General features: G+C 47.3%; 17 protein-coding genes. 2 read left to right on the top strand and 15 right to left on the bottom strand.

Annotation, left to right across the window (positions count from 1 at the left end):
• Nucleotides 1–22 precede the first annotated feature (22 nt).
• From priA to BUA75_RS06580, 6 genes are all read right to left on the bottom strand, one after another.
• The gene (priA, locus tag BUA75_RS06605; RefSeq protein WP_072873802.1) at nt 23–2,320 is read right to left on the bottom strand and encodes a replication restart helicase PriA; all 2,298 of its coding nucleotides are present in this window, start codon (nt 2,318–2,320) and stop codon (nt 23–25) included.
• 3 nt (nt 2,321–2,323) lie between these two features.
• Complete coding sequence (coaBC, locus tag BUA75_RS06600; RefSeq protein WP_072873855.1) at nt 2,324–3,529, bottom strand: bifunctional phosphopantothenoylcysteine decarboxylase/phosphopantothenate--cysteine ligase CoaBC; 1,206 nt, start codon at nt 3,527–3,529, stop codon at nt 2,324–2,326.
• Between the two features lie 117 nt (nt 3,530–3,646).
• The gene (rpoZ, locus tag BUA75_RS06595) at nt 3,647–3,847 is read right to left on the bottom strand and encodes a DNA-directed RNA polymerase subunit omega (protein WP_072873801.1); all 201 of its coding nucleotides are present in this window, start codon (nt 3,845–3,847) and stop codon (nt 3,647–3,649) included.
• A gap of 19 nt (nt 3,848–3,866) precedes the next feature.
• The gene (gmk, locus tag BUA75_RS06590) at nt 3,867–4,478 is read right to left on the bottom strand and encodes a guanylate kinase (protein WP_072873800.1); all 612 of its coding nucleotides are present in this window, start codon (nt 4,476–4,478) and stop codon (nt 3,867–3,869) included.
• Nucleotides 4,475–4,741 carry an extracellular matrix/biofilm regulator RemA gene (gene remA / locus BUA75_RS06585; protein ID WP_072873799.1) on the bottom strand — a complete coding sequence of 89 codons (267 nt, stop codon included), beginning with the start codon at nt 4,739–4,741 and terminating at the stop codon, nt 4,475–4,477. The genes gmk and remA overlap by 4 nt, the downstream gene beginning before the upstream one ends.
• Nucleotides 4,742–4,961: 220 nt before the next feature.
• Nucleotides 4,962–7,715 carry a calcium-translocating P-type ATPase, SERCA-type gene (locus tag BUA75_RS06580; RefSeq protein ID WP_072873798.1) on the bottom strand — a complete coding sequence of 918 codons (2,754 nt, stop codon included), beginning with the start codon at nt 7,713–7,715 and terminating at the stop codon, nt 4,962–4,964.
• Nucleotides 7,716–7,763: 48 nt separating this feature from the next.
• Between BUA75_RS06580 and BUA75_RS15600 the strand changes: the two genes are divergently transcribed.
• Nucleotides 7,764–9,518, top strand: a complete 1,755-nt coding sequence (locus tag BUA75_RS15600) for an Rqc2 family fibronectin-binding protein (protein ID WP_072873797.1) — start codon at nt 7,764–7,766, stop codon at nt 9,516–9,518.
• On the opposite strand, the gene BUA75_RS06570 is transcribed toward BUA75_RS15600, so the two are convergent.
• Complete coding sequence (locus BUA75_RS06570; RefSeq protein ID WP_072873796.1) at nt 9,509–11,017, bottom strand: DUF2254 family protein; 1,509 nt, start codon at nt 11,015–11,017, stop codon at nt 9,509–9,511. The two genes, BUA75_RS15600 and BUA75_RS06570, sit on opposite strands and share 10 nt — an antisense overlap.
• A 172-nt stretch (nt 11,018–11,189) precedes the next feature.
• Here BUA75_RS06570 and BUA75_RS06565 point away from each other — a divergent pair, with 172 nt between their 5' ends.
• Entirely contained in the window at nt 11,190–12,437 is a 1,248-nt protein-coding gene (locus tag BUA75_RS06565) for a Glu/Leu/Phe/Val family dehydrogenase (protein ID WP_072873854.1), read from the top strand.
• A gap of 118 nt (nt 12,438–12,555) precedes the next feature.
• Here the strand turns inward: BUA75_RS06565 and pyrE are convergent, their stop codons facing one another.
• From pyrE to BUA75_RS06525, 8 genes are all read right to left on the bottom strand, one after another.
• On the bottom strand, nt 12,556–13,209 hold the full coding sequence (gene pyrE / locus BUA75_RS06560; protein WP_370541890.1) for an orotate phosphoribosyltransferase: 654 nt from the start codon (nt 13,207–13,209) through the stop codon (nt 12,556–12,558).
• A gap of 35 nt (nt 13,210–13,244) precedes the next feature.
• Nucleotides 13,245–13,994 (bottom strand): orotidine-5'-phosphate decarboxylase, encoded by a 750-nt coding sequence (gene pyrF / locus BUA75_RS06555; protein ID WP_207549720.1) that lies wholly within the window; start codon nt 13,992–13,994, stop codon nt 13,245–13,247.
• Between the two features lie 19 nt (nt 13,995–14,013).
• Nucleotides 14,014–17,238 carry a carbamoyl-phosphate synthase large subunit gene (carB, locus tag BUA75_RS06550; RefSeq protein ID WP_072873795.1) on the bottom strand — a complete coding sequence of 1,075 codons (3,225 nt, stop codon included), beginning with the start codon at nt 17,236–17,238 and terminating at the stop codon, nt 14,014–14,016.
• Nucleotides 17,231–18,334: a carbamoyl phosphate synthase small subunit gene (locus tag BUA75_RS06545; RefSeq protein WP_072873794.1), complete on the bottom strand. Its 1,104-nt coding sequence runs from the start codon at nt 18,332–18,334 to the stop codon at nt 17,231–17,233. Before BUA75_RS06545 ends, carB begins: the two co-directional genes overlap by 8 nt.
• Nucleotides 18,334–19,617, bottom strand: coding sequence for a dihydroorotase (locus tag BUA75_RS06540; RefSeq protein WP_129583541.1), 1,284 nt, complete (start codon nt 19,615–19,617; stop codon nt 18,334–18,336). The genes BUA75_RS06545 and BUA75_RS06540 overlap by 1 nt, the downstream gene beginning before the upstream one ends.
• A gap of 8 nt (nt 19,618–19,625) precedes the next feature.
• The gene (gene pyrB / locus BUA75_RS06535; RefSeq protein WP_072873792.1) at nt 19,626–20,549 is read right to left on the bottom strand and encodes an aspartate carbamoyltransferase; all 924 of its coding nucleotides are present in this window, start codon (nt 20,547–20,549) and stop codon (nt 19,626–19,628) included.
• A gap of 65 nt (nt 20,550–20,614) precedes the next feature.
• The gene (gene pyrR, locus BUA75_RS06530) at nt 20,615–21,154 is read right to left on the bottom strand and encodes a bifunctional pyr operon transcriptional regulator/uracil phosphoribosyltransferase PyrR (RefSeq protein WP_072873791.1); all 540 of its coding nucleotides are present in this window, start codon (nt 21,152–21,154) and stop codon (nt 20,615–20,617) included.
• Nucleotides 21,155–21,422: 268 nt separating this feature from the next.
• Nucleotides 21,423–21,959: a YceI family protein gene (locus tag BUA75_RS06525; RefSeq protein WP_072873790.1), complete on the bottom strand. Its 537-nt coding sequence runs from the start codon at nt 21,957–21,959 to the stop codon at nt 21,423–21,425.
• Nucleotides 21,960–22,018: the final 59 nt, after the last annotated feature.

Here is a 22,018-nt window from a genome sequence, read left to right as displayed (position 1 = left end):
TCCTCTCCTCTTCCCGAACTCCTTAACCTATACGACCTGCGGAGACATCTAATATACAGACGCCTTGTATTTTCCGCATTCGTTCATAGACAGTGTCAAACGCCTGGATGATCCAATCTCGCACATTGTTCCACTCAGGATACTTTACCACAACCTGATAGCGATACCTATCTTCTACACGCAAAAGTCCGGCAGGCGAAGCTGGTAAAACAACAACCCCATCAGGAGCAGGATGACGCATCAATTCGCGAAAAAAGCGCTCGGCAGCACCTTTGGCATAACGTTCCTCTTGATGACTAGCGAGAAAAGCTGCTATCTCGCAAAAAGGCGGGTATCGATACTGTAATCGTTGATAACGCTCATATTGATAAAACGCGTTGTAGTCATGGCGCGCCGCAGCTACTATCGTATGGTGCTCTGGACGATAGGTTTGAATCAGCACGCTGCCCGGTTTTTCTGCGCGTCCAGCGCGCCCTGCTACCTGAGTCAGCAGCTGAAAAGTTCTCTCCTCTGATCGATAGTCCGGTACCATCAGAAGTGAGTCAGCATTTAAAACACCCACCAGCGTAACATTGGGGAAATCAAGTCCCTTGGCAATCATTTGCGTGCCAATCAGAAGGTCCGCTTCTTGATGCATAAACTTATCCAACAGATCTTTATGCGCTCCTTTGCGCCGTGTGCTATCGACATCCATGCGCAATATGCGGGCAGTGGGAAACAGCTCTTTTAACGTATCCTCGACTTGTTGCGTTCCCAGCCCATACGGACGCATAGCAACTTCAGCGCAAGCCGGACAACGCTCTGGTGCGGGCGTCGAATATCCGCAATAGTGACACGTCAAACGAAATCCACCTGTTTGTCCCTGCCGATGTAAGGTTAGATGAATACTACAACGCGGACACTCTACACCTTCGCCACAATGCCGACAAAGCAAGAAAGACGCATAACCACGTCGATTCAGAAAAAGAATCGTCTGTTCACGCCGTGCGAGCGTCTCCGTTAGAGCTTCCTGTAAGGCCCGGCTGAGAATACTCGTATGTCCATTGCGCAATTCTTCCCGCATATCGATGATTTGAGCAGTTGGTAATGGCCTTCCATTCGCTCGTTGGGGAAGACTGAGCATTCGTGCTTTGCCGGTTTCCGCCAAATTCATAGCATACAGAGAAGGTGTGGCACTTCCTAACAGGACGATAGCCTGACACAAACGAGCGCGCTCCAGTGCAACTTGGCGTGTATCATAGCGTGGAGATTCTTCTTGCTTATAAGTAGGTTCATGCTCCTCGTCAATAACAACCAAACGCAAGTTGGCGACCGGAGCAAAGATGGCCGATCTCGCTCCAACAGCAATGCATGCCTCGCCGCGGCGCAACCTCATCCACTCGTCTCGGCGTTCGCCATCGGATAAACCAGAATGCAAAAGTGCTACTTTAGAACCAAATCGGCTTACAAATTTTTCTACCATCTGCGGTGTCAAGGCAATTTCTGGAACGAGCACAATCGCACCACCGCCAGCTTTCACAATCTGTTCGATGAATCGCAAATAAACTTCCGTTTTGCCACTCCCAGTGACTCCGTGCAATACAAAAGTTTTTGATTCCTTGACAGCAAGCGCTTGACTCAGTTGAGCGAGCGTCCGTTGCTGAGCGGATGTCAGTTCTGGCAAAGACTTGGTGGACGTTTTTGAACTCAGTGCCAATTCTTCATAGAAAGCTTGCAAACGAGGTTTCTCACGCCATTGCATTTGTGCCAAACCTCGCTCAAGCAGTTGCTGAACACTCGAATGACTAGGGGTGATGGCCCATTTGGCAAGCGCAATTTCTTCATCCACCATTAAATCCGCAAGAATTTTCTTCAGCCAGTGCGCATTTGCCCGTGCACTGGAGAGTGCTTGTTGCAGTTCAGACAGACTAGCGCTGCGCACCAGGACAGGGTATGCTTTGGCACCACTATCCTTACCTTTCTGACGGGGCATTCCTCGCAACAAAGAGGGCAGCATCGTCTCAATCGACTGCAGACGAGTCGCTGCGTAACGGTATGAAATAAATTCTGCCAGCGCCAGCAGGTCTGGTGTCAAAAGCGGCAGACTATCCAGCATCTCAAGCAATGGCTTCAACTCGACAGTCGATACGCCAGGGGGGCTGACATCGACAGGCGTCAAAGACTGAACATATCCCACCAGTTTGCGATTGGCAAAAGGCACTAAAACTCGACTGCCAAGCAGACGATGGATTTCCCAGTCATCTGGCACCGCGTAGGAAAAAGTCTTGTCCACTACGCGCGCCGCTACATTGACTACCACATTGGCTATCCAGCGGCGCACAGTTTAGCCCTCCTTGCGAGCATGCCAAAGCGCTGCTACTCTGTCGAGAATGATCTGGGCGATCTCGTTTTTGCTCGCTTTAGGCAAAGTTTCTACCTGTCCGTGCGCGTGATATAAGGTGACTTCATTTGTATCGCTTTGAAATCCAACACCGGGCAGCAAAATATTATTGTGAACAAGCATGTCCAATCGCTTTTGCTCCAATTTGCGCCGCGCTTCCTCAGGATTCCCTTCTGTTTCTGCTGCAAATCCGATCAAAATTTGATTCGTTTTTTGCTGACCCATAGTGGCAAGAACATCCGGATTGGGAATAAATTTAATTTCTGGAATCCCGTTTTGCTTCTTCCATTTGTTCGACAATCGTTCAGCAGGTCGAAAATCACTTGGCGCGGCTGCCGCAATCAACACATCGGTGTCTGAAAAACGGTGGGAAACCGCCTCCAGCAAATCGTTTGTACTCTCTATCCGTATCAGTTCAATACCTTCTACCGGTGGTAGTGATACCGGTCCAGACACCAATGTCACCTCTGCACCACGTTCTACAGCCGCTCGCGCCAGCGCATAACCCATTTTGCCAGACGAAGGATTGGTTATGACGCGCACCGGATCGATAGCTTCAACAGTCGGACCAGCAGTAACCAGGATACGGCATCCCTGCAAATCTTTTTCTCGAGAAAGTACAGCGCGAATTACGCTGACAATATCTTCAGGTTCGGGAAGTCGTCCACGCCCCGTATATCCACAGGCTAGCGGTCCTTCTGCAGGATCAACCACCAACACACCACGCGACCGAAGAATTTCCAAATTATCAATAACCGCTGGATGATTCATCATGTGTACATTCATGGCCGGCACCACCATCAATGGACAGGTTACGGCAAGTGCTGTCGTAGTCACCATATCATCTGCCAGTCCGTGAGCTAATTTCGCTATGACATTCGCCGTAGCGGGAGCAATCACGTACAATTTGGCGTGATCGGCCAGATGAATATGTGCGATGCTGTCCGGACTCGGCTCATCAAACGTACTGACAATCACCGGACGTTTGGTCAAAGCTTGAAAAGTCAAGGGCGTGACAAATTCAAGCGCATGTTCAGTCATCAGAACTTGAACCGCATACTTTTCCTTGACCAAAAGACTCGCCAGCGAAGCCGCTTTAAAAGCAGCTATGCCACCTGAAACGCCTAATAAAATATGCTTATCTTCCATAAAATTCATTTCACCTCCAATGCACTATACGCACGAGAAAGAGGGCAGGCCAACCCACTAGCGGGTTGCGCTGCCCCCATGGCAGAGTCAAAGCTCCTTTTTGGCGCTCGTCGCAACTCAGGAAGTCTGTGCCCGCTCATAGCGAATGACACCGTCAGCAATTTCCCAAAGGGCGCGGCTTACATTCATGGTAGTGGATGATCCCGGCACATTCATATTGGCATCCTGTAACTTGCGTGCACGCTTGGCTGTAGCTACAACCAGCGCGTATTTGCTGTCCACTTTGGTTAACAATTTGTCAATAGAAGGGTAAAGCATTTACCATTCCACCTCCGAATTACCATTCGTTCAACAGGTAGAGATTGCGTTTCACACGACAATGTTCCGCTTCCATAATGGAAAGAATGCGAGATACAGCGCGATCCACCTGATCATTCACAATGACGTAATTATACTCGCGCATCATCTGCAATTCTTCTCTGGCCGCACCAAAGCGCAGACGAAATGAATCATCTGTTTCCGTGCCCCGTCCAAGAATACGCGATTGCAGCTCGGCTGCAGACGGCGGAATCAAAAATAAAAACACGCCATCCGGAAAGCGTCGTTTGACCTGCAGCGCACCCTGAATGTCGATCTCCAAGAATACATCATACCCCGCAGCTAACTGTTCTGCAACAAATGTCTTTGGAGTACCGTAATAATTCTCATAAACCTTAGCCCATTCCAACAACTCGTCAGCCTCAATCATGGCTTTGAACTGTTCGACTGAACGAAAAAAATAATTCACACCCTCCCGTTCTCCCTCGCGCGGAGCGCGAGTGGTCACGGAGACAGACAGTTTCATCTCTCGTTCTCTTTGCAATAACGCCTTGCAGACCGTCCCTTTGCCTGCTCCAGAAGGGCCGCTTAACACAAACAACAAACCGGGCCTTTGCACCTGACTGCTCATTCTTCATCCTCAATCATATGTTCTTTGCTCGCCATGCGATGGGCAACTGTTTCCGGTTGCACAGCCGACAGAATTACGTGTCCGCTATCGACAATAATAACAGCGCGCGTTCTTCGGCCGTACGTTGCGTCAATCAGCATACCGCGATCGCGCGCTTCCTGAATAATGCGTTTAATAGGCGCGGATTCGGGAGCAACAATGGCGATGATTCGGTTGGCTGAAACGATATTGCCAAATCCGATATTGATGAGTTTAATACTCATCACGGCTCCCCCTTGCGTACTTACGCCAAATTCCAAGCCTGCCACCAAACGAAAATCATGGAATCTGACGCAACGCTCAGTCTCATACCGACAAATCAAAAGTGCTTCCATTCTACCCTAGGGAGAATCATTGGACAAGAAGCTCAGAGAATCTCAACAAAAAAATCTGGCTAACGCTATATCAGCGTTGCCAGATAACCGGTACTGAACCTGCCTCGCATCATGCAGCAAAACGATGAGAATCATTCTTGTCTTTGGGGCGCAACGCATTTCTGCCTGCCCTGCGAATCGATAAAGCAAACGTGGGAATGGCCGCAAGAACCAAAACAATGGCCCACTGTGTCGGTGAAAGCGCAACGGTATCAAAAGCTCTGGCAATGGAAGGAACATAAAGCGTAATGAGAAACAAGAGCACCGAAGAAACAACCGCCAGAATAAGCCATATATTTCCAAAAAAGTTTCGTTTCAAGATACCGCCTTCCAGTGAACGACAATCAAAGACGAGTATGAGCTGGGCCATGGTGAGAGTTGCGTAGGCCATGGTTTGAGCCAAATGCAAATTGTGTTCGCGCTGCAGCGTATACATGAACACAGCCAGCGTGACAATTCCTATTAAAATGCCACGGCTGAGAATCTTGGTACCCATACCACGTGCGAAAATGCCTTCATGGACATTGCGCGGGCGGCGTTTCATAATGTCTTTTTCCGCTGGATCGACCCCTAAGGCAATCGCAGGTAACCCGTCAGTCACAAGATTGACCCAAAGAATTTGAATAGGTTGCAACGGCAACGGCAATCCAATCAACATGGCTAAAAACATAGTCACGATTTCTCCAACGTTAGATGCTAGCAAATAGCGAATAAATTTTTTGATATTGTCGTATATGCCGCGTCCTTCCTCTACGGCTGCTACAATGGTGGCAAAGTTGTCGTCTGCCAGGACGAGCGAAGAAGCTTCTTTAGCCACATCGGTTCCACTTTGCCCCATGGAAATCCCAATATCCGCCTGTTTGATGGCAGGGGCGTCGTTCACACCATCACCCGTCATGGCAACTATTTCTCCGTTCGCCTGCAAAGCACGAACTATACGTAACTTATGTTCTGGGGAAACTCGGGCATAGACAAACGTCTGTTTAGCAAGTCGCAATAAGTCTTCATCGCTCAACTTGTCTAACTCTGCACCCGTTAAAACTTTACCGCCTTCCGGTAAAATCGTCAGTTTTTTGGCAATCGCTGTAGCCGTTTGTTGATGATCGCCTGTGATCATGACAGTGCGAATACCTGCCTCTCGGCATTTTAAAATGGCTTCGTAGGCTTCTTCACGTGGTGGATCCATCATCCCGCACAATCCTACAAAGACCAAATCACTTTCCCAATCGCCAGCCATTGCAGCTTCTTGGGAAGGGAACATTTTGTAAGCAAAAGCGAGATTGCGCAACGCTTCGCTGGCAAAACGATCATTCATCTCGACAATAGATTTTTGCAAACCAGCTGAAAGACCGACCTCTCGCCCACCTGAAAACATGCGTGTGGATTTTTTCAACAACACGTCAGGTGCACCTTTGACAAAAGCCATGTATTCATTGCCATGCTGAACAAGTACGGACATCATTTTGCGTTCTGAATCAAATGGCCGTTCGCCAAGCCTTGTATAGACACTGTCTGGTTCAGTAAAACCAGCTTTAGCTGCCATAACTAGCAATGCGCCTTCTGTTGGATCTCCTTGAACTTGCCATTGACTGCCATTCTCTGAGTTCTTTTGCACCATCAACGCATTATTGCATACTGCACCAATTTCAATCAGACTTTTCAGAGCAGCCCGTTTATCCGGATGAACTTTTTGCCCAGCAAGTAAAAATTCACCGGCTGGTTCGTAACCCGTTCCACTGATATCGTAGGTCACACCATCAGCATAAACGTGCAAAGCAGTCATTCTGTTTTGCGTCAATGTACCCGTTTTATCTGAACAAATTACTGTAGCACATCCAAGCGTCTCCACAGATGGTAATTTGCGAACAATCGCATTCCGTTTAATCATTCTCTGTACGCCAAGTGCCAAAGCAATCGTGACAATGGCTGGCAATCCTTCTGGAATAGCAGCCACCGCCAGAGAAACACCAGCCAGAAACATCTGTACCCAAGGATGCCCGTGCAATACGCCAGTCAAAACCACAACCACCGTCAAACCAAGAGCCAACCAAACGAGCACCTTTCCCAGCTCTTCAAGACGTTTCTGCAATGGAGTCAAAGTATCCTCGGATTGTTGCATGAGATGAGCTATTTTTCCCATTTCTGTTTGCATGCCTGTGGCCGTCACAAGAATTTCCGCTTTACCACGTGTCACCATGGTTCCCATATACACCATGTTGCGTCTGTCACCGAGAGGAGCATCTCCTTGTACGGTCAGGTCGGGTTGCTTGTTGACAGGCAACGACTCTCCTGTCAATGCGGATTCTTCTACCGCGAAATGAGTGGCTGTTACAATGCGTGCGTCAGCAGGAACGCGATCGCCATCGGCAAGTAGCACCATATCGCCAGGAACCAAATCACGCGCTGGCAGCGAGAGAACTTGACCTGCACGGCGTACCCGAGCAACAGGTGCAGTAAGTTCCTTGAGCGCTGCAAGGGATTTTTCCGCTCTCACTTCCTGTACAAAACCTAGTACTCCGTTGAGAATGATAATGGCAATGATGGTGATGGCATCGGTATACTCGCCAAGCAATCCTGAGATGAGCGTGGCAGCTAATAGCACTAAAATCATGAAATCGCGAAACTGATTCAAAAATACGGTTAACAGGGAGACTTTATTGCCTTCTGCCAACTGGTTGGCACCAAATTGTTGACGGCGCATGGCAGCTTCTGTTTCCGAAAGTCCATCTTGAGAGGACTGTAATTCTGCCATACAGTCAACAACGCTGAGTGAATGCCACTCCTTTTCCACCGGATCCACCCCTTTACTTGCATGTCCCTGCATGTCTATGCTTGTACTGTTTGGCTTATACCGAGAAAGCGAGGAACCGTCATGGATGGATTAACTCTGGCAACACTTGTCAGAGGATGGAAAGAAGAGTGGGTTGGTTGTCGCGTGGATAAAATCCAGCAGCCTACGGCAAGCGAGATTCTATTGTCGCTTCGTCATCGGCAAGGCAGTCGCTGGCTGCTTCTCTCTGCGCATAAAGCCTACGCGCGTGTACACTTTTTAACTGGACAGAAGCCGGTAGCTCCCCCTGAGCCACCTCGCTTTTGCATGCAGTTGCGCCGTCATATAGAGGGTGGTCGCCTGCTTGATGTCAGACAGTTGGAGCTCGATCGCGTTGTACAGTTCTTTTTTTCTGCTCGCAGCGAATTAGGGGACTTGAACTATTTTGTATTGACACTTGAGATTATGGGAAAACACAGTAATCTTATCCTAACGACCGCCCATCCCGACGGACAGCCCGATGAAATTATAGACGCCATTTACTTTGTGGATAGTTCCAAAAGCAGAGTTCGCCAAATATTTCCAGGTATTCCATACGAATTTCCTCCTACACAAAAGAAAATACATCCGTTAGAGATGACAGCAAAAGATTTACCCTTTCTCGACAAGCAAGATTGGCTGGGCAAAGCCAATCAATTGTCATTGATCAAACAGATCGCTGGTTTAGGTCCAACGAGCGCCCGTGAATCTCTTTATCGTTGCAGCGATGTGGCAGAGGAAGCCCAACTGGCGTTGGAAATCCGACGATTAGCCACCTTCTCCTTGCGACACCCAGAACCACACATAGGACTCGATGAAGAAGAAAAAGCAACAGCCTACGCTCCTTTCCCGTTACACAGTTATCCAAAATCCATCGCTGTGTCGAATATGAGCGAGGCTGTAGCACAAGTATTCCATCGTCTAGTGGCAATTCATCAAGAAACCGGTGAATACAAAGCATTAAGTGATGCCATTCGCAAAGCGCAAGATCGCTTGCGTGGAAAGCTTGCTAAAATTTCCGCTTTGCAAGAAGATAGCCACGAACATGATCGATTGCGAATGTTTGGCGAATTGTTGCTCGCCTACGGTTATTCGCTTCCTCGCGGAGCCAAAGAAGCCGTACTGCCAAGTTTTGAAGATGAAGAGAAAATGATTCATATTCCTCTCGATCCGGCTAAAACAGCCATGGAAAACGCTCAGACTTATTTTCGCCAAAGCAGTAAACGTAAGCGCAGTATTGAAATTCTAGAACAAGAAAAGAGATCGGCAGAAGCAGATTTGCTTTATCTGGACAGTGTTTTGGCCCAACTGCGAGACGCTTCTTTGCAGGAATTACCAGAGATTCGTAAAGAATTAGAAAACGAAGGATTCCTCAAAAAAATTGAAATACGCGGCAAAAAACCTGCCAAGCAGAGCCAACGCCCCTCACAGCCCGATCACTATTTGTCCAATGACGGATGGAGCATCTGGGTTGGCCGCAACAATCAACAAAACGATCGTTTAAGTATCAAGAGTGCTCGACCGCACGATCTTTGGCTGCACGTCCAAGACGGCGCCGGCAGCCATGTGTTGATTCGCCGCGAAGGCAACCAAGAAATCCCGCAAAAGACGCTTGAAGAAGCCGCTCTGTTGGCTGCGTATTTTTCCAAAAGCAGAGATTCATCGAACGTGGCAGTTGTCTATACAGAGGCTCGACATGTATGGAAACCCAACGGGGCAAGACCCGGTCATGTCCTTTATGATCATCAACAAACTTTGTTTGTCACGCCGAGGCAAGTCGACATGGAAGCGTTATTAAAGAGAAAAAATCAAGTATAGAGGGAGTGGTTTGTCCCGTGTTGAGACATAACATCAGAAGATTCATCCAGAGTCGGTTGCGGCCAACCGTCAAATAGGAGACGAAAATCCATCCATTGAGCCGTTGCCATTTTTTCTTCTTTCAAGATTGTGGGCGAACACGGCCAAATCGCTGACAATGTGCAAAGCACATCTCCTCGCTGAATATGTTCAGCGAGTTTTTTAGCTAGCTCAACACCGAGCTCACCAGTTCCATGCTCAAGCATGTTTTCTTCCCACCAGTCTGCCCATAATCGAACATCGGAAAGGGTAGCTGTCAAAAAAAACGATTTGACCAAATTGAAGTAAACGGTTAAGAAATCAGCGAGATCGCGATGATTTCCTAGAGAAAAAAATATTTCTTGAATAGCTTTGTGCGTTAGATAATGTGGAGCATCAATTCCCCGTTCGCTAAACACCACATGCGAGATACTCTGGATGACCCGCCATGTGCGCAGCGCAAAGAGACGGCCACGTTTTCCGCTGCCCGCTGCTTGACGGGATAACTCATAAAGATAATGAACTACAGGTTCTACATAAAACGCTTGACTTTCCGGTAAGAGGTGACCCAGCGCCAATTGTTTGTAAGTTCGCACAACACGCTCTGCAATGGTCCAAGACTCCGCGTTAACCGAGTCGCAACCGTGTTGATACATGGCTTCTAGAGAAGCTAGCAAGAGTCCTGTTTCTCGCTCTTTGACGGCAACACCAATGATTTCACTCCACTGATCCAGATAACTTTGATGCACATTGATAATGGCCTCCTCTTCGGTGGCAAGCGGTAATTGCTGAGCAGCCTCGAGCATGCGCTGCAGACAATACGTTCCTGTGACGGAATCGCTGACGGAAGCGGCCCGTTTGGCAATGTCACAAATTTGTTCAATGTTATCAAGAGCCGAACGCCAACGTTGACGCTGCACTGCCCGGCGATAATCGCGTAAAATGAGAGCAACAATTCTTTCAGGCTTTAACAGTTGGACAACCGCATACATATATAAAAGCATAGAAAGAAAGCAAATCAACACCAGCACTAAATCCGCACTCATTTCTTTCTGCAACTGAGGCGAGAGCGGATCGCGCAAAGGTTCATGGATTTGCGCCATTAGAAAAAAACTGTGCATGATGGTAACTAAATAAATCAGAAATAGCGAGCCATTATAAGGCATACGCACGTAAAAATCGAGAACTCGGTGAGTGTAGTTGGATGCCGTCAATTGAATAGCCACCAGGATGATGGAAATGCATAAAGCCAAAATGGTAGACAACGACGAGACTATCGTATTTAAATAATTGCGCGCAGTATCCGTGTCCCCTTGAAACAGCGTGGGCGGATGAAGAAAAACCAAGGAAATGATGATGATAGAAACGAAAACATGAAACAAAAACGAAGACGAAATCGCAGATAAACGCTGCCGATGCGGCCGCTCAATCGAATGATTGCGCAAAATAGGCATCTTCGTCCTCGCTTTCCAAGTTGTCATAGTCAATTCTTCCCTTATTTTTTCAAGATAAAACACAAAAGTCACAGAAATAATGCCTTTTCATCCTGCCCTAACTGATTTATGATAAAACAGGTCATGTCCGAATCTTGAGAGGAGACGACAGTGCATGTCGACAGAGCCAGTCAGTAAACGACTTGCAGCAGGTGCCAGTATGCCTGCACCTTCAGACAACGTTCTTACCAATACGCAAAACGCCGTTCATGAAGCGCTACAGCGCCTCGGTTATGACGATACGGTATATGAACTGTTGAAGGAACCCGTTCGCGTCTTGACCGTTCGCATTCCAGTGCGTATGGACAATGGAGAGACGCAAGTTTTCACCGGTTATCGCGCCCAACACAATGATTCGATTGGGCCAACCAAGGGTGGCATTCGCTTCCACCCAAACGTCACACTTGACGAGGTGAAGGCGCTTTCCATATGGATGAGTATCAAGTGTGGCATTTTTAATCTGCCCTACGGTGGTGCAAAAGGCGGAATTATTTGCGATCCGAGAGAAATGTCCATCGTGGAACAAGAACGTTTGGCAAGGGGCTATGTCCGTGCAGTCAGCCAAATTGTTGGCCCTGCTAAAGATATACCTGCTCCAGACGTATATACGAATCCACAAATTATGGCTTGGATGTATGACGAATATAGCCGTATTCGCGAGTTGGACTCACCTAATTTCATTACCGGTAAACCGCTCGTACTAGGCGGTTCACAAGGAAGAGAAAAAGCCACCGCCCTTGGTGTTGTCATAGCCATGCGTGAAGCTGCCGCCAAGTTGGGTAAAAATATGCAAGACCTTTCTGTTAATATCCAAGGTTTTGGAAATGTAGGAAGTAATGTAGCACTCATTTTGCATGAAATGGGTGTCCGAGTCACTGGAATTAGTGACGCAGGCGGTGGACTCTATAACGAAAAAGGATTGAACATAGCGGAATTGATTGACCAAAAAGATTCGTTTGGCATGGTCACGCCCGCTTACCAAAACGTACTTAGCAACGAAGATTTTTTACTTCAACCTTGTGATGTTTTAATTCCTGCTGCACTTGAAAACCAAATTCACTCAGGTAATGCAGACCAAATCAAAACTTCGATTATTGTCGAAGCGGCCAACGGACCGACTACTCCGAAAGCTGACGAAATTCTCATGCACAAAGGTGTTTTACTGATTCCAGACGTACTTGCCAATGCGGGTGGTGTGACAGTTTCCTATTTTGAATGGGTACAGAATAACCAAGGATGGTATTGGACAGAAGAAGAGGTTAATCAGCGAATGGAAGATTTGATGGTCAAATCTGTACACAATATCCTCCAGACAGCTGAACGATACCGTGTATCCACTCGTCTAGCAGCGTATATGGTTGGTATGCGTCCCTATGCAGAAGCCATGCGCTGGCGTGGTTGGATGTAATCCGGCTTAATCCGGCTGGTTTTTTGAAACTCAAATTGACTGCTATTTGTTAATATAAAAGTCTGCTGCCGAAACGACGTTCGGACAGCAGGCTTTTGTCATGCTCCTCTACATAGATTTAAACATAGTGTTCAGGAGCTTTACGCCAATGTTCTAATCTGTCTTTATCTTGGCTGGATAAAATCCCTAATTCTACCGCTGCAGAAATCAATTGAGAATAATGAACCAACGCCACATAAGGAATGCGGGTTTCCTGTGACTTTTCCGTGATTTGCTCAAAATCATAAGAAAAGATACTGACAATACCTATCGTCTCCATTTGTTCAACCTGCAAAGCTTTAGCAGCCGAAAAAGCGGAGCGGCCAGTAGATAACGTGTCTTCAATCACCACCGCTTTTAAGCCTGGTTGTACACGTCCCTCGACTTGCCGCCCCATCCCATGCTCTTTCGCACTCGAGCGAACATAAGCCATGGGCAGGCGCAAATTGGCTGATAAACGAGCTGCGTGAGGAATTCCCGCAGTCGCTGTACCTGCAATTACATCAACCGCAGGAAAAAACGTGCGAATCATTTTTTCCATAGCCAAAATAACGCTATCCCAAAAAAGGGGATACGCTAGAATTTTTCGGTTGTCACAATAGATAGGAGATTTCCACCCGGATGACCAAGTAAACGGTTGATCGGGACGTAACTGTACAGCTTCAATCTGCAGGAGACCTCGCGCCAATTCATTTGCTTCTTCAGTCGATAACATCATCTGAGATTCTCTCACCGCAAACTCTCCTTTGTTTCTTTCTCTTTCGATTTTCAATGAAATGTTGAAACGGTCAGCAAAGATTCCCAAACTTCCTGTAAGGCGCGCGCCGGATGCGGAGCACTCCGAATCGCGCGGCCTATTACCAAATATGAGGCACCTGCTTGGTAAGCAGCGACAGGCGTCATCACACGTACTTGATCTTCCATCTGATTGTGATTCAACCGGATTCCTGGAATTACTGTCAGAAAATCTTTCGGTAAATGTTCATAGATTTTCGTCAGTTCATGCGCAGAAGCTACAACCCCATCCAATCCACAATCATAGCAAGTTTTGGCTAAATGCAAGGTCCAATCGGACACAGTTTGCTTGACCCCAAGCCATTCCACATCTTCTGTTGCAAGACTGGTTAGAGCAGTAACTCCAATGAGTTTGATTTTTGTTTGAGCGGGCAAAGCCTCACGGGCTGCTTCCATCATGCGGCGCCCGCCTGATGCGTGTATATTGATGATGGAAACTGGCAAATGAGCCAGAGCACGAATTGCACCTGCAACCGTATTGGGAATATCATGAAGTTTCACATCGAGAAAGATTTGCTTGCCAAGCTTCCCCATTTGCTCTATCCATTGGGGTCCTTCTGCCATCAATAGTTCAAGACCAACCTTATAATGAGTGACACCCGGTCCCATGCTTTCCACAAAAGATGCCGCTGCCGATCCGTTGGGAAAATCAAGCGCTACGTATACTTTATCGCGCACTCTTTCATACTTTGTATCCTGCAGAATTTCAGCTTCCTGATACAAATACAGAAACCTCCCCTATTTAACGATGTAACTTGTATGCCTCTATTGGATTGGATTGAAAGCGCAATGTCTCCAAAACTTCTAGCAAAGCGCGTACCGTATCTAATGAGGTTAAACAGGGGACACCGTGTTCAACAGCCGTTCTCCGGATGCGAAAACCGTCTCTCTCTGGTTTTAGGCCTCGAGTCAAAGTGTTGAAAACCAATTGTATTTTGCCCTCTTGAATATCATTGGCCAAGTTGGGGGTTCCTTGAGCGAGCTTGTTGACTACGCGTACAGACAAGCCGTTTTCTTTCAGATACCGAGCCGTTCCTTCGGTAGCTGCCAAATGAAAGCCAAGCAGAGAAAATCGTTTCAGCAAAGGATAGGCTTCTTCTTTGTCTTTATCAGCGATCGTAGCCAAAATCGTTCCATGGTCAGGTATTTGCATACCTGTGGCCAGCATTCCTTTATAAAGCGCCTTAGCATACGTTGCCTCGCGTCCCATGACTTCACCCGTCGATTTCATTTCTGGACCAAGACTGATATCTACACCACGCAGTTTGGCAAACGAGAAGACAGGAACTTTTACCGATACCTGATGGGGCTCAGGAAGTAAACCCGATTCATATCCAAGTTGGGTCAAGGGTGCACCCAGTACTGCGTGCATAGCAAGCTCGACCATAGGAACACCCGTAACTTTGGACAAAAACGGCACTGTACGAGAACTGCGTGGATTGACTTCAATGACATACACCTGTCCATTTTGAATGACAAACTGGATATTAACCAATCCCTTAACATGCAATCCGCGGGCTAAGCGTGTTGTATAGTCTACCAACAGCGCCTTAACTTCAGTCGTTAAATGCTGAGGCGGAAAAACAGCCGTGGAATCTCCTGAATGCACGCCAGCTCGCTCAATGTGTTCCATAATGCCGGGAATTACTACCGTATCGCCATCCGATATAGCATCGACTTCCACTTCCACACCTTGTAGATAGCGATCAATGAGAACAGGATGGCGCGGCGATACATCGACCGCTTCACGCATGTATAGATGTAAATCCGCATCACTGTCAATGATTTGCATAGCCCGTCCACCTAAAACATAGGACGGACGCACGACTACAGGATATCCAAGCGTCTTGGCCGTCTCCACAGCCTCTTCCAACGAAGTGACGGTTCGTCCCTCCGGACGATCAATTCCTAATTCATTCAAGAGCGCGTCAAAACGCTCGCGATCTTCAGCGGTGTCGATATCTGCCAGGGCTGTTCCTACAATCCGCACACCCGCTCGCGCCAACCCATCCGCCAAATTGATGGCCGTCTGTCCACCAAATTGAACGATAACTCCCTCAGGCTGCTCTCGTTCAATCACATGCAAAACATCTTCCAAATGAAGCGGTTCGAAATAAAGACGATCGGATGTATTAAAATCTGTGGAAACCGTTTCAGGATTGTTGTTGACAATGACCGCCTCGTAACCTGCTTTTCGAATCGCCCAAACAGCATGAACCGAACAGTAGTCAAACTCAATTCCCTGGCCAATTCGAATAGGTCCTGAGCCGAGCACCAAGAGTTTTTTCTTGCTGCTCTCGACAACTTCATCTTCTTGATCATAACTGCTGTAATAATAAGGCGTACTAGCAGCAAATTCACCAGCGCATGTATCCACCATCTTATAGACAGGCAACAATCCTATGGATTTACGATAAGCAAAGAGTTCTTCCTGAGCCACACCAGTGCACCTGGAAATAGCTGAGTCTGGAAATCCCATTCGTTTGGCATCCGCAAGCAATTCTGCCGACGTAGCGTCTAATTGCGCTAAATCAAGCGGCCCATGTTCTTGAAGACGCCTTTCCATCTTGACCAAATGCTCTACGCGTTCCAAAAACCAACGGTCGATATTAGACCGTTGATGAATGTTCTCTAGCGACATGCCGCGCCGATACGCCTCGGCAATCACAAACAAACGTTCATCATCAGGTACTCTGAGCCGCGTTTCTAGTTCGCTCTCTGTCCACATACTGGCCTGCGGATGTTGAAGAGAATCAAGACCCACTTCTAAAGAGCGAACTGCCTTCATCAAAGACTCTTCAAAAGTTCGGCCAATTGCCATCACTTCGCCAGTCGCTTTCATTTGCGTACCCAGTTTGCGATTTGCACTGTGAAATTTGTCAAACGGCCAACGAGGAATTTTTGTGACTACATAATCAAGCGCTGGTTCAAAAGAAGCGTATGTCTCACCCGTCACAGGATTGAGAATTTCGTCCAAATGATAACCGACTGCAATTTTAGCAGCTACCTTGGCAATGGGATAGCCAGTTGCTTTAGAAGCCAATGCGCTCGATCGCGATACGCGTGGATTAACTTCAATTACGTAATATTGTGAACTGAGCGGATCGAGGGCAAATTGTACATTGCATCCACCTTCAATACCGAGAGCACGAATAATTTTCAAACTGGCACTGCGCAACATCTGATAATCTTCATCTGACAGTGTTTGGCTTGGGGCAGCTACTATAGAATCGCCCGTATGCACTCCGACCGGATCAAAGTTTTCCATATTACAAACGACAATCGCCGTATCATTTGCATCCCGCATTACTTCATATTCAATTTCTTTCATACCTGCAATACTTTGCTCGACAAGAACTTGCGAGATGGGCGACATGGTCAGGCCGAGTTCGACAATTTCCCTATATTCCTGCCAGTTGGAAGCAATGCCGCCCCCTGTGCCGCCAAGTGTATAAGCTGGACGAATAATGATGGGAAAACCTATCTGTTCAGCAAAAACTGCCGCTTCTTCATAAGAGTGCACGATTGCACTCTCGGGAACTGGTTGCTCGAGTCTGCGCATGAGGGAGCGAAATTTCTCACGATCTTCCGCTTCCTGGATAGCCGTAAGTTGGGTCCCCAGAAGCATGACCCCTTCTTCTTCAAGAATGCCGGATTCTGCTAGACGTACTGCCATATTGAGACCTGTTTGGCCTCCAAGCGTTGGTAGCAATCCATCTGGCTTTTCCTTACGAATGATTTGCGAGACAAATTCAAGGGTAATCGGTTCCACATACACTTTATCAGCCATATCCGGATCCGTCATAATGGTAGCTGGATTGGAGTTGACAAGGACTACTTCGTAACCTTCTTCACGCAAAGCCTGGCAAGCTTGAGTACCAGCATAGTCAAATTCAGCTGCCTGGCCAATTACAATAGGACCACTGCCAATGACAAGAATTTTTTTCAAGTCTGCGCGTTTAGGCATGCGCTGTCCACCTTCCTTCTCCAACCTCGTCCATCATGCGCATAAATTCATCAAACAGTTCATCCGAATCATCCGGACCCGGGCGCGCTTCAGGATGGTATTGCACACAGAAGACAGGACGATGACGATGCATCATTCCTTCTACCGTGCGATCATTTACGTTCAAATGTGTCAAAATTAAATCCGTTCCACGCAGAGAATCTTCAGAAACCATATAACCATGGTTTTGGGAAGTGATATAAACCTTTCCTGTGCGCAAATCTTTTACTGGATGATTCGCGCCCCGATGACCAAAACGCATTTTTTCAGTACGTGCTCCAGAAGCTAAGCCAATTAACTGATGCCCTAAACAAATACCAAAGACAGGAACTCCATATTGAATCAATTCTTTGACAGTTGCAATGGCGTAAGGAGCGTCTAACGGATCGCCCGGGCCATTGGAAAGCATGACACCTTCTGGCTTCCAGGCAAGAATTTCCTTTGTGCTCGCTGTCGCTGGAACAACAATCACATCACAGCGTCGCGCCAACAGACTGCGAACTACTCCTGATTTCATACCATAGTCGATTGCGACCACTCGCCTGCCTTCACCTGGGCAGCGATACGTCTGTGGTGTTGTGACTCGCAAGATTTGGTCGGTCATCAAGGGTTGAGCCAGTTTGTCAAGCAGAACACTGACGGGTGTATTCTCAGTCGTCAGTACTGCTTTCATCGTACCGTCGCTGCGAATGGCTTTAGTTAACTGGCGCGTGTCGATCTCGCTAATGCCTAAGATACCGTGTTGACGCAGATAGTCATCCAGATTGCCCAGACTTTTGAAATGGCTTGGCTCTGCAGCCAATCTACGTACGACGAAACCATGAACGTACGGCTGACGAGACTCGATATTGTCTACATTAACACCGTAATTACCAATGAGTGGATAAGTCATGGTCACAATCTGACCGCAATAGGAAGGATCCGTAAGCACTTCCTGATAACCGGTCATGCCAGTGTTAAATACCACTTCGCCGACCCTTTCACCAGTCGCACCAAAGTGTTGACCTGTGAATTCCAAACCGTTTTCAAGTACGAGACGGGCAGAACGATTGGACATCAGCACTGTACCTCCTTTTGCCTTGCATCAAAGACCATCTTGCCGTCAACCATAGTCATTACTGGCCATCCGCGTACCATCCAGCCTGTAAACGGCGTATTTCGTCCTTTAGAGTAGAAACGATTGGGCTCAATTCGACGCTCTGTCTGTAAATCCACTGCTGTCAAATCAGCAAGTGCGCCGGGACGCAAACCAGATGCGGGCAAGTTGAACGCTTGAGCGGGAACGAGTGACATACGCTTGACCAGTTCAGACAGTGACATCAAGCCACGACTAACCAGATGCGTATAAAGCAGAGGGAAAACAATCTCAATCCCCACCATGCCAAAGGGAGCTGAAAGCCATCCAACTGCTTTTTCCTCTTCAGTATGCGGCGCATGATCGGTGGCTATCATGTCAATTGTGCCGTCAAGAAAAGCCCGTAAACAAGCTTTACGGTCATCTTCCGAACGTAAAGGTGGATTCACTTTGTAAAACGTGTTCTCTTCGTCAATGGATTCCTCAGAGAGGAGCAGGTGATGCGGCGTAACTTCTGCAGTCACTCGAAGTCCACGTGACTTGGCCCAAGCAAGCAAACTGACCGCAGACTCTAAAGAGACATGGCACAGATGTAAACGCGCTCCAGTTTCTTCAGCCAACAACAAGTCACGGGCAATCATGGCGCTTTCTGATGAGCCAGGTTGTTCTGGTACGGAGAATTTTTTGGCGGCCGCCGGATGCAAAACGCCCTTACCGGCAATGGTTTCATCCTCTGCATGAATCGCCACCGTCAGTCCTGAGGCCGCAGCGGCAAACAGTGCCTGGCGCATCAACCCTCCATGCTGAACACCTTTACCATCATCCGAAAGTCCAGCAACCCCTGCTGATTGAAGGGCTGCAAAATCGGTCAATTGCTCTCCCTTTTGCTCACGAGTAATACAACCCATGGGCCAAACTCGACATGCTCCTGCTTCTGCTGATTTTTGCAGCACATATTCCACACGCTCAGGTGTATCTATTGGTGGATTGGTATTCGGCATGCAAAGAACGCTACCAAATCCTCCAGCCACAGCAGCTTTAGCTCCACTAGCAATCGTCTCTTTATGTTCAAATCCTGGTTCACGAAAGTGGACATGGGGATCGACAAACGCAGGCAAAAGCGTCAAACCAGCCACGTCTATCGTCTGTTCCGCTTCAGGTAAATCTTTTCCAATCGAAAGAATTCGTCCATGTTCGCTTTCTATTAAAATGTCTGCTTGTTCCTGTGAATTATCTAATAAATCAAGCAGGCAGCCACCTTGCAATTTAATTTTCAGCGCAATACACCTCCAAGTATTTCATCGAGAAGCGCCATGCGAATGAAAAGTCCGTTTTGCACCTGACGAAAATAGGCAGCTCTCTCGTCTGTGTCCACGTCTGGATCTATTTCATTTACACGTGGCAAAGGGTGAAGTATTCTGGAACGAGAAGGCAAGCGTTCCAGTGTTTGAGCAGAGATTCTATAGTCTTCCGTTGCATAGGATAAATGTATTTCCGCCGGCAACCTTTCCCGTTGGATGCGCGTTTGATAAATGACGTCGACTTCGCCAATGACATCATCCAACCGTTCTTTCGTTTCTACGGATAGTCCACGTCCCTTGATTTCCTCTAAAAGTGGATCATCGAGCGCCAATTCCGGAGGAGAAACAAGCGTAACCTGAATTCCCTGAAAAAAGCTGAGCACTCGTAACAAGGAGTGAACCGTTCGGCCAAAACGCAAATCACCTACCATACATACGGAGAGTCCATCGACCTCACCAAATTCTTTCCAAAGTGTGTATATATCGAGCAAACTTTGCGTAGGATGTTCGCCGCTTCCCGCGCCCGCATTGATAATCGGCACTGGACTGTATGGAAGGGCCAAGGCCATTTCTTTTTCATCTTGGTGACGGATGACAATGGCGTCTGCATACGCCCCGACAACTCGAAAAACATCAGCCAAACTCTCGCCTTTTTTGGCAGAAGAATTTTCTCGGGCATTTTCTGCTCCCACAATATTTCCACCCAGACGAGTAACCGCTGCCTCAAATGAAAGTCGCGTACGTGTACTCGGTTCATAAAAAAGTGTTGCAACGAGCGTACCCTGTAGCCTAGCACGTAAGATATGGCGAGGGGTTGTCCGAAAAGTCTCTGCCATCTGAATCAGACGTTCTATCAGCGGGCGATTCAAATCGTCCGTGCTCACCGCATGATACATACTCTCTCCCTCTTTCCCAAAACCATCCTAACGAACTGTCGTTTCTCCAAAATCCAGGTAAACTTTTACGGTTTAGCCAACCATATACCGTCTTCGCCGTCGACTTCTTGAAGTTTTACAGATATTCGTTCATCTAACGAGGTTGGTAAATTCTTCCCAACAAAATCAGGCCGAATCGGCAACTCGCGATGACCGCGATCGACCAGAACAGCAAGTTGTACTTGTTGCGCCCGCCCTTTTGTCATTAAAGCATCAAGTGCTGCGCGCACAGTGCGGCCTGTAAACAACACATCATCCACCAGTACAACTTTTTTATCTTGAATTACAGTCTCTGGCGTACTGTGAAGCGTTGCTTGCTGAAATGATAAATGCTCTAAATCGTCACGGAAAGGGCGGACATCCAGAGCAAAGGCATGCGGTCGCTGTTCTTTTTCAATTTCAGCTAACTTATCGGCCAAACGATCGGCCAGCACCCAGCCGCGCGTCAAAATGCCCGCCAAGACCAGTTGACTCAACGTACGATTGCGTTCAAGGATTTCATGAGCAATACGAGTTAAAGAACGATTGACCTGTAGACCGTCCATTAGTTGAATTTGTTGGGCCAAAATTGTCTCTCCTTTCCATAATAAAAGGCTACCCTCCCTGAGGAGGGTAGCCCGGAAATTTTCCACACAGCCGACATTCAAAACTGTGCAGTCCATAAGCTCTCTTGACGAACCCTTCCCAACCTCACAGGATTGGCTTAAAGGCTATAAACATTTCTGCCATCGTATCAATCTATACGTGATTCGTCAAGTATTGGGTTTTACCAAACTCTGCTTCACTTTACAAGTCCGTCTGACTGAAAAAACTGAAAATAAAAGATCTTAGTTTTTATTCAGATTTTTTAACAAACTCAACTTCGATGTTTAATTTAATTGTGTCGCCAATTAATACGCCGCCAGTCTCCAAAGCAGCGTTGTAAGTAAGACCAAAATCTGAACGATTCAGAGAACCGCTACCGACCACACCAATAACTTCATTTCCCCATGGATTTTTAGCTGGGCCGGAAATTTCAACATCCAATGTCAGCGGCTTTGTAACACCAACAATCGTAATTTCACCTTGCAGTTCATGTTTCTCGCCACCCTTATGTTGCAGGTTATGAGCGCGAAATACTATTTCTGGATATTCGTTTACTTTAAAAAAGTCGGCAGAACGCAAATGTTCGTCTCTTTGCGAATTTCTCGTATCAATGCTGTTAGGGTTAATGGTGACAACTATATCTGCGGTTGACAAATCTTCCCCCTCAGTATGGACTGTTGCGTCAAAATCGTTAAATACACCACGTACATTGGATACCATCATATGACGGACACTGAATCCCACATAACTATGTGCTTTATCTAATTCCCAAACTGTTTTTGCCAATCTTCTCTACCTCCTGATCGGAACTTTAATTGAATGGATTTGCCTATCTGCATATATAC

It is taken from the genome of Alicyclobacillus tolerans, assembly GCF_900142255.1.
GTDB lineage: Bacteria > Bacillota > Bacilli > Alicyclobacillales > Alicyclobacillaceae > Alicyclobacillus_I > Alicyclobacillus_I tolerans.
This window is presented reverse-complemented; position numbering and strand designations above follow the sequence as displayed.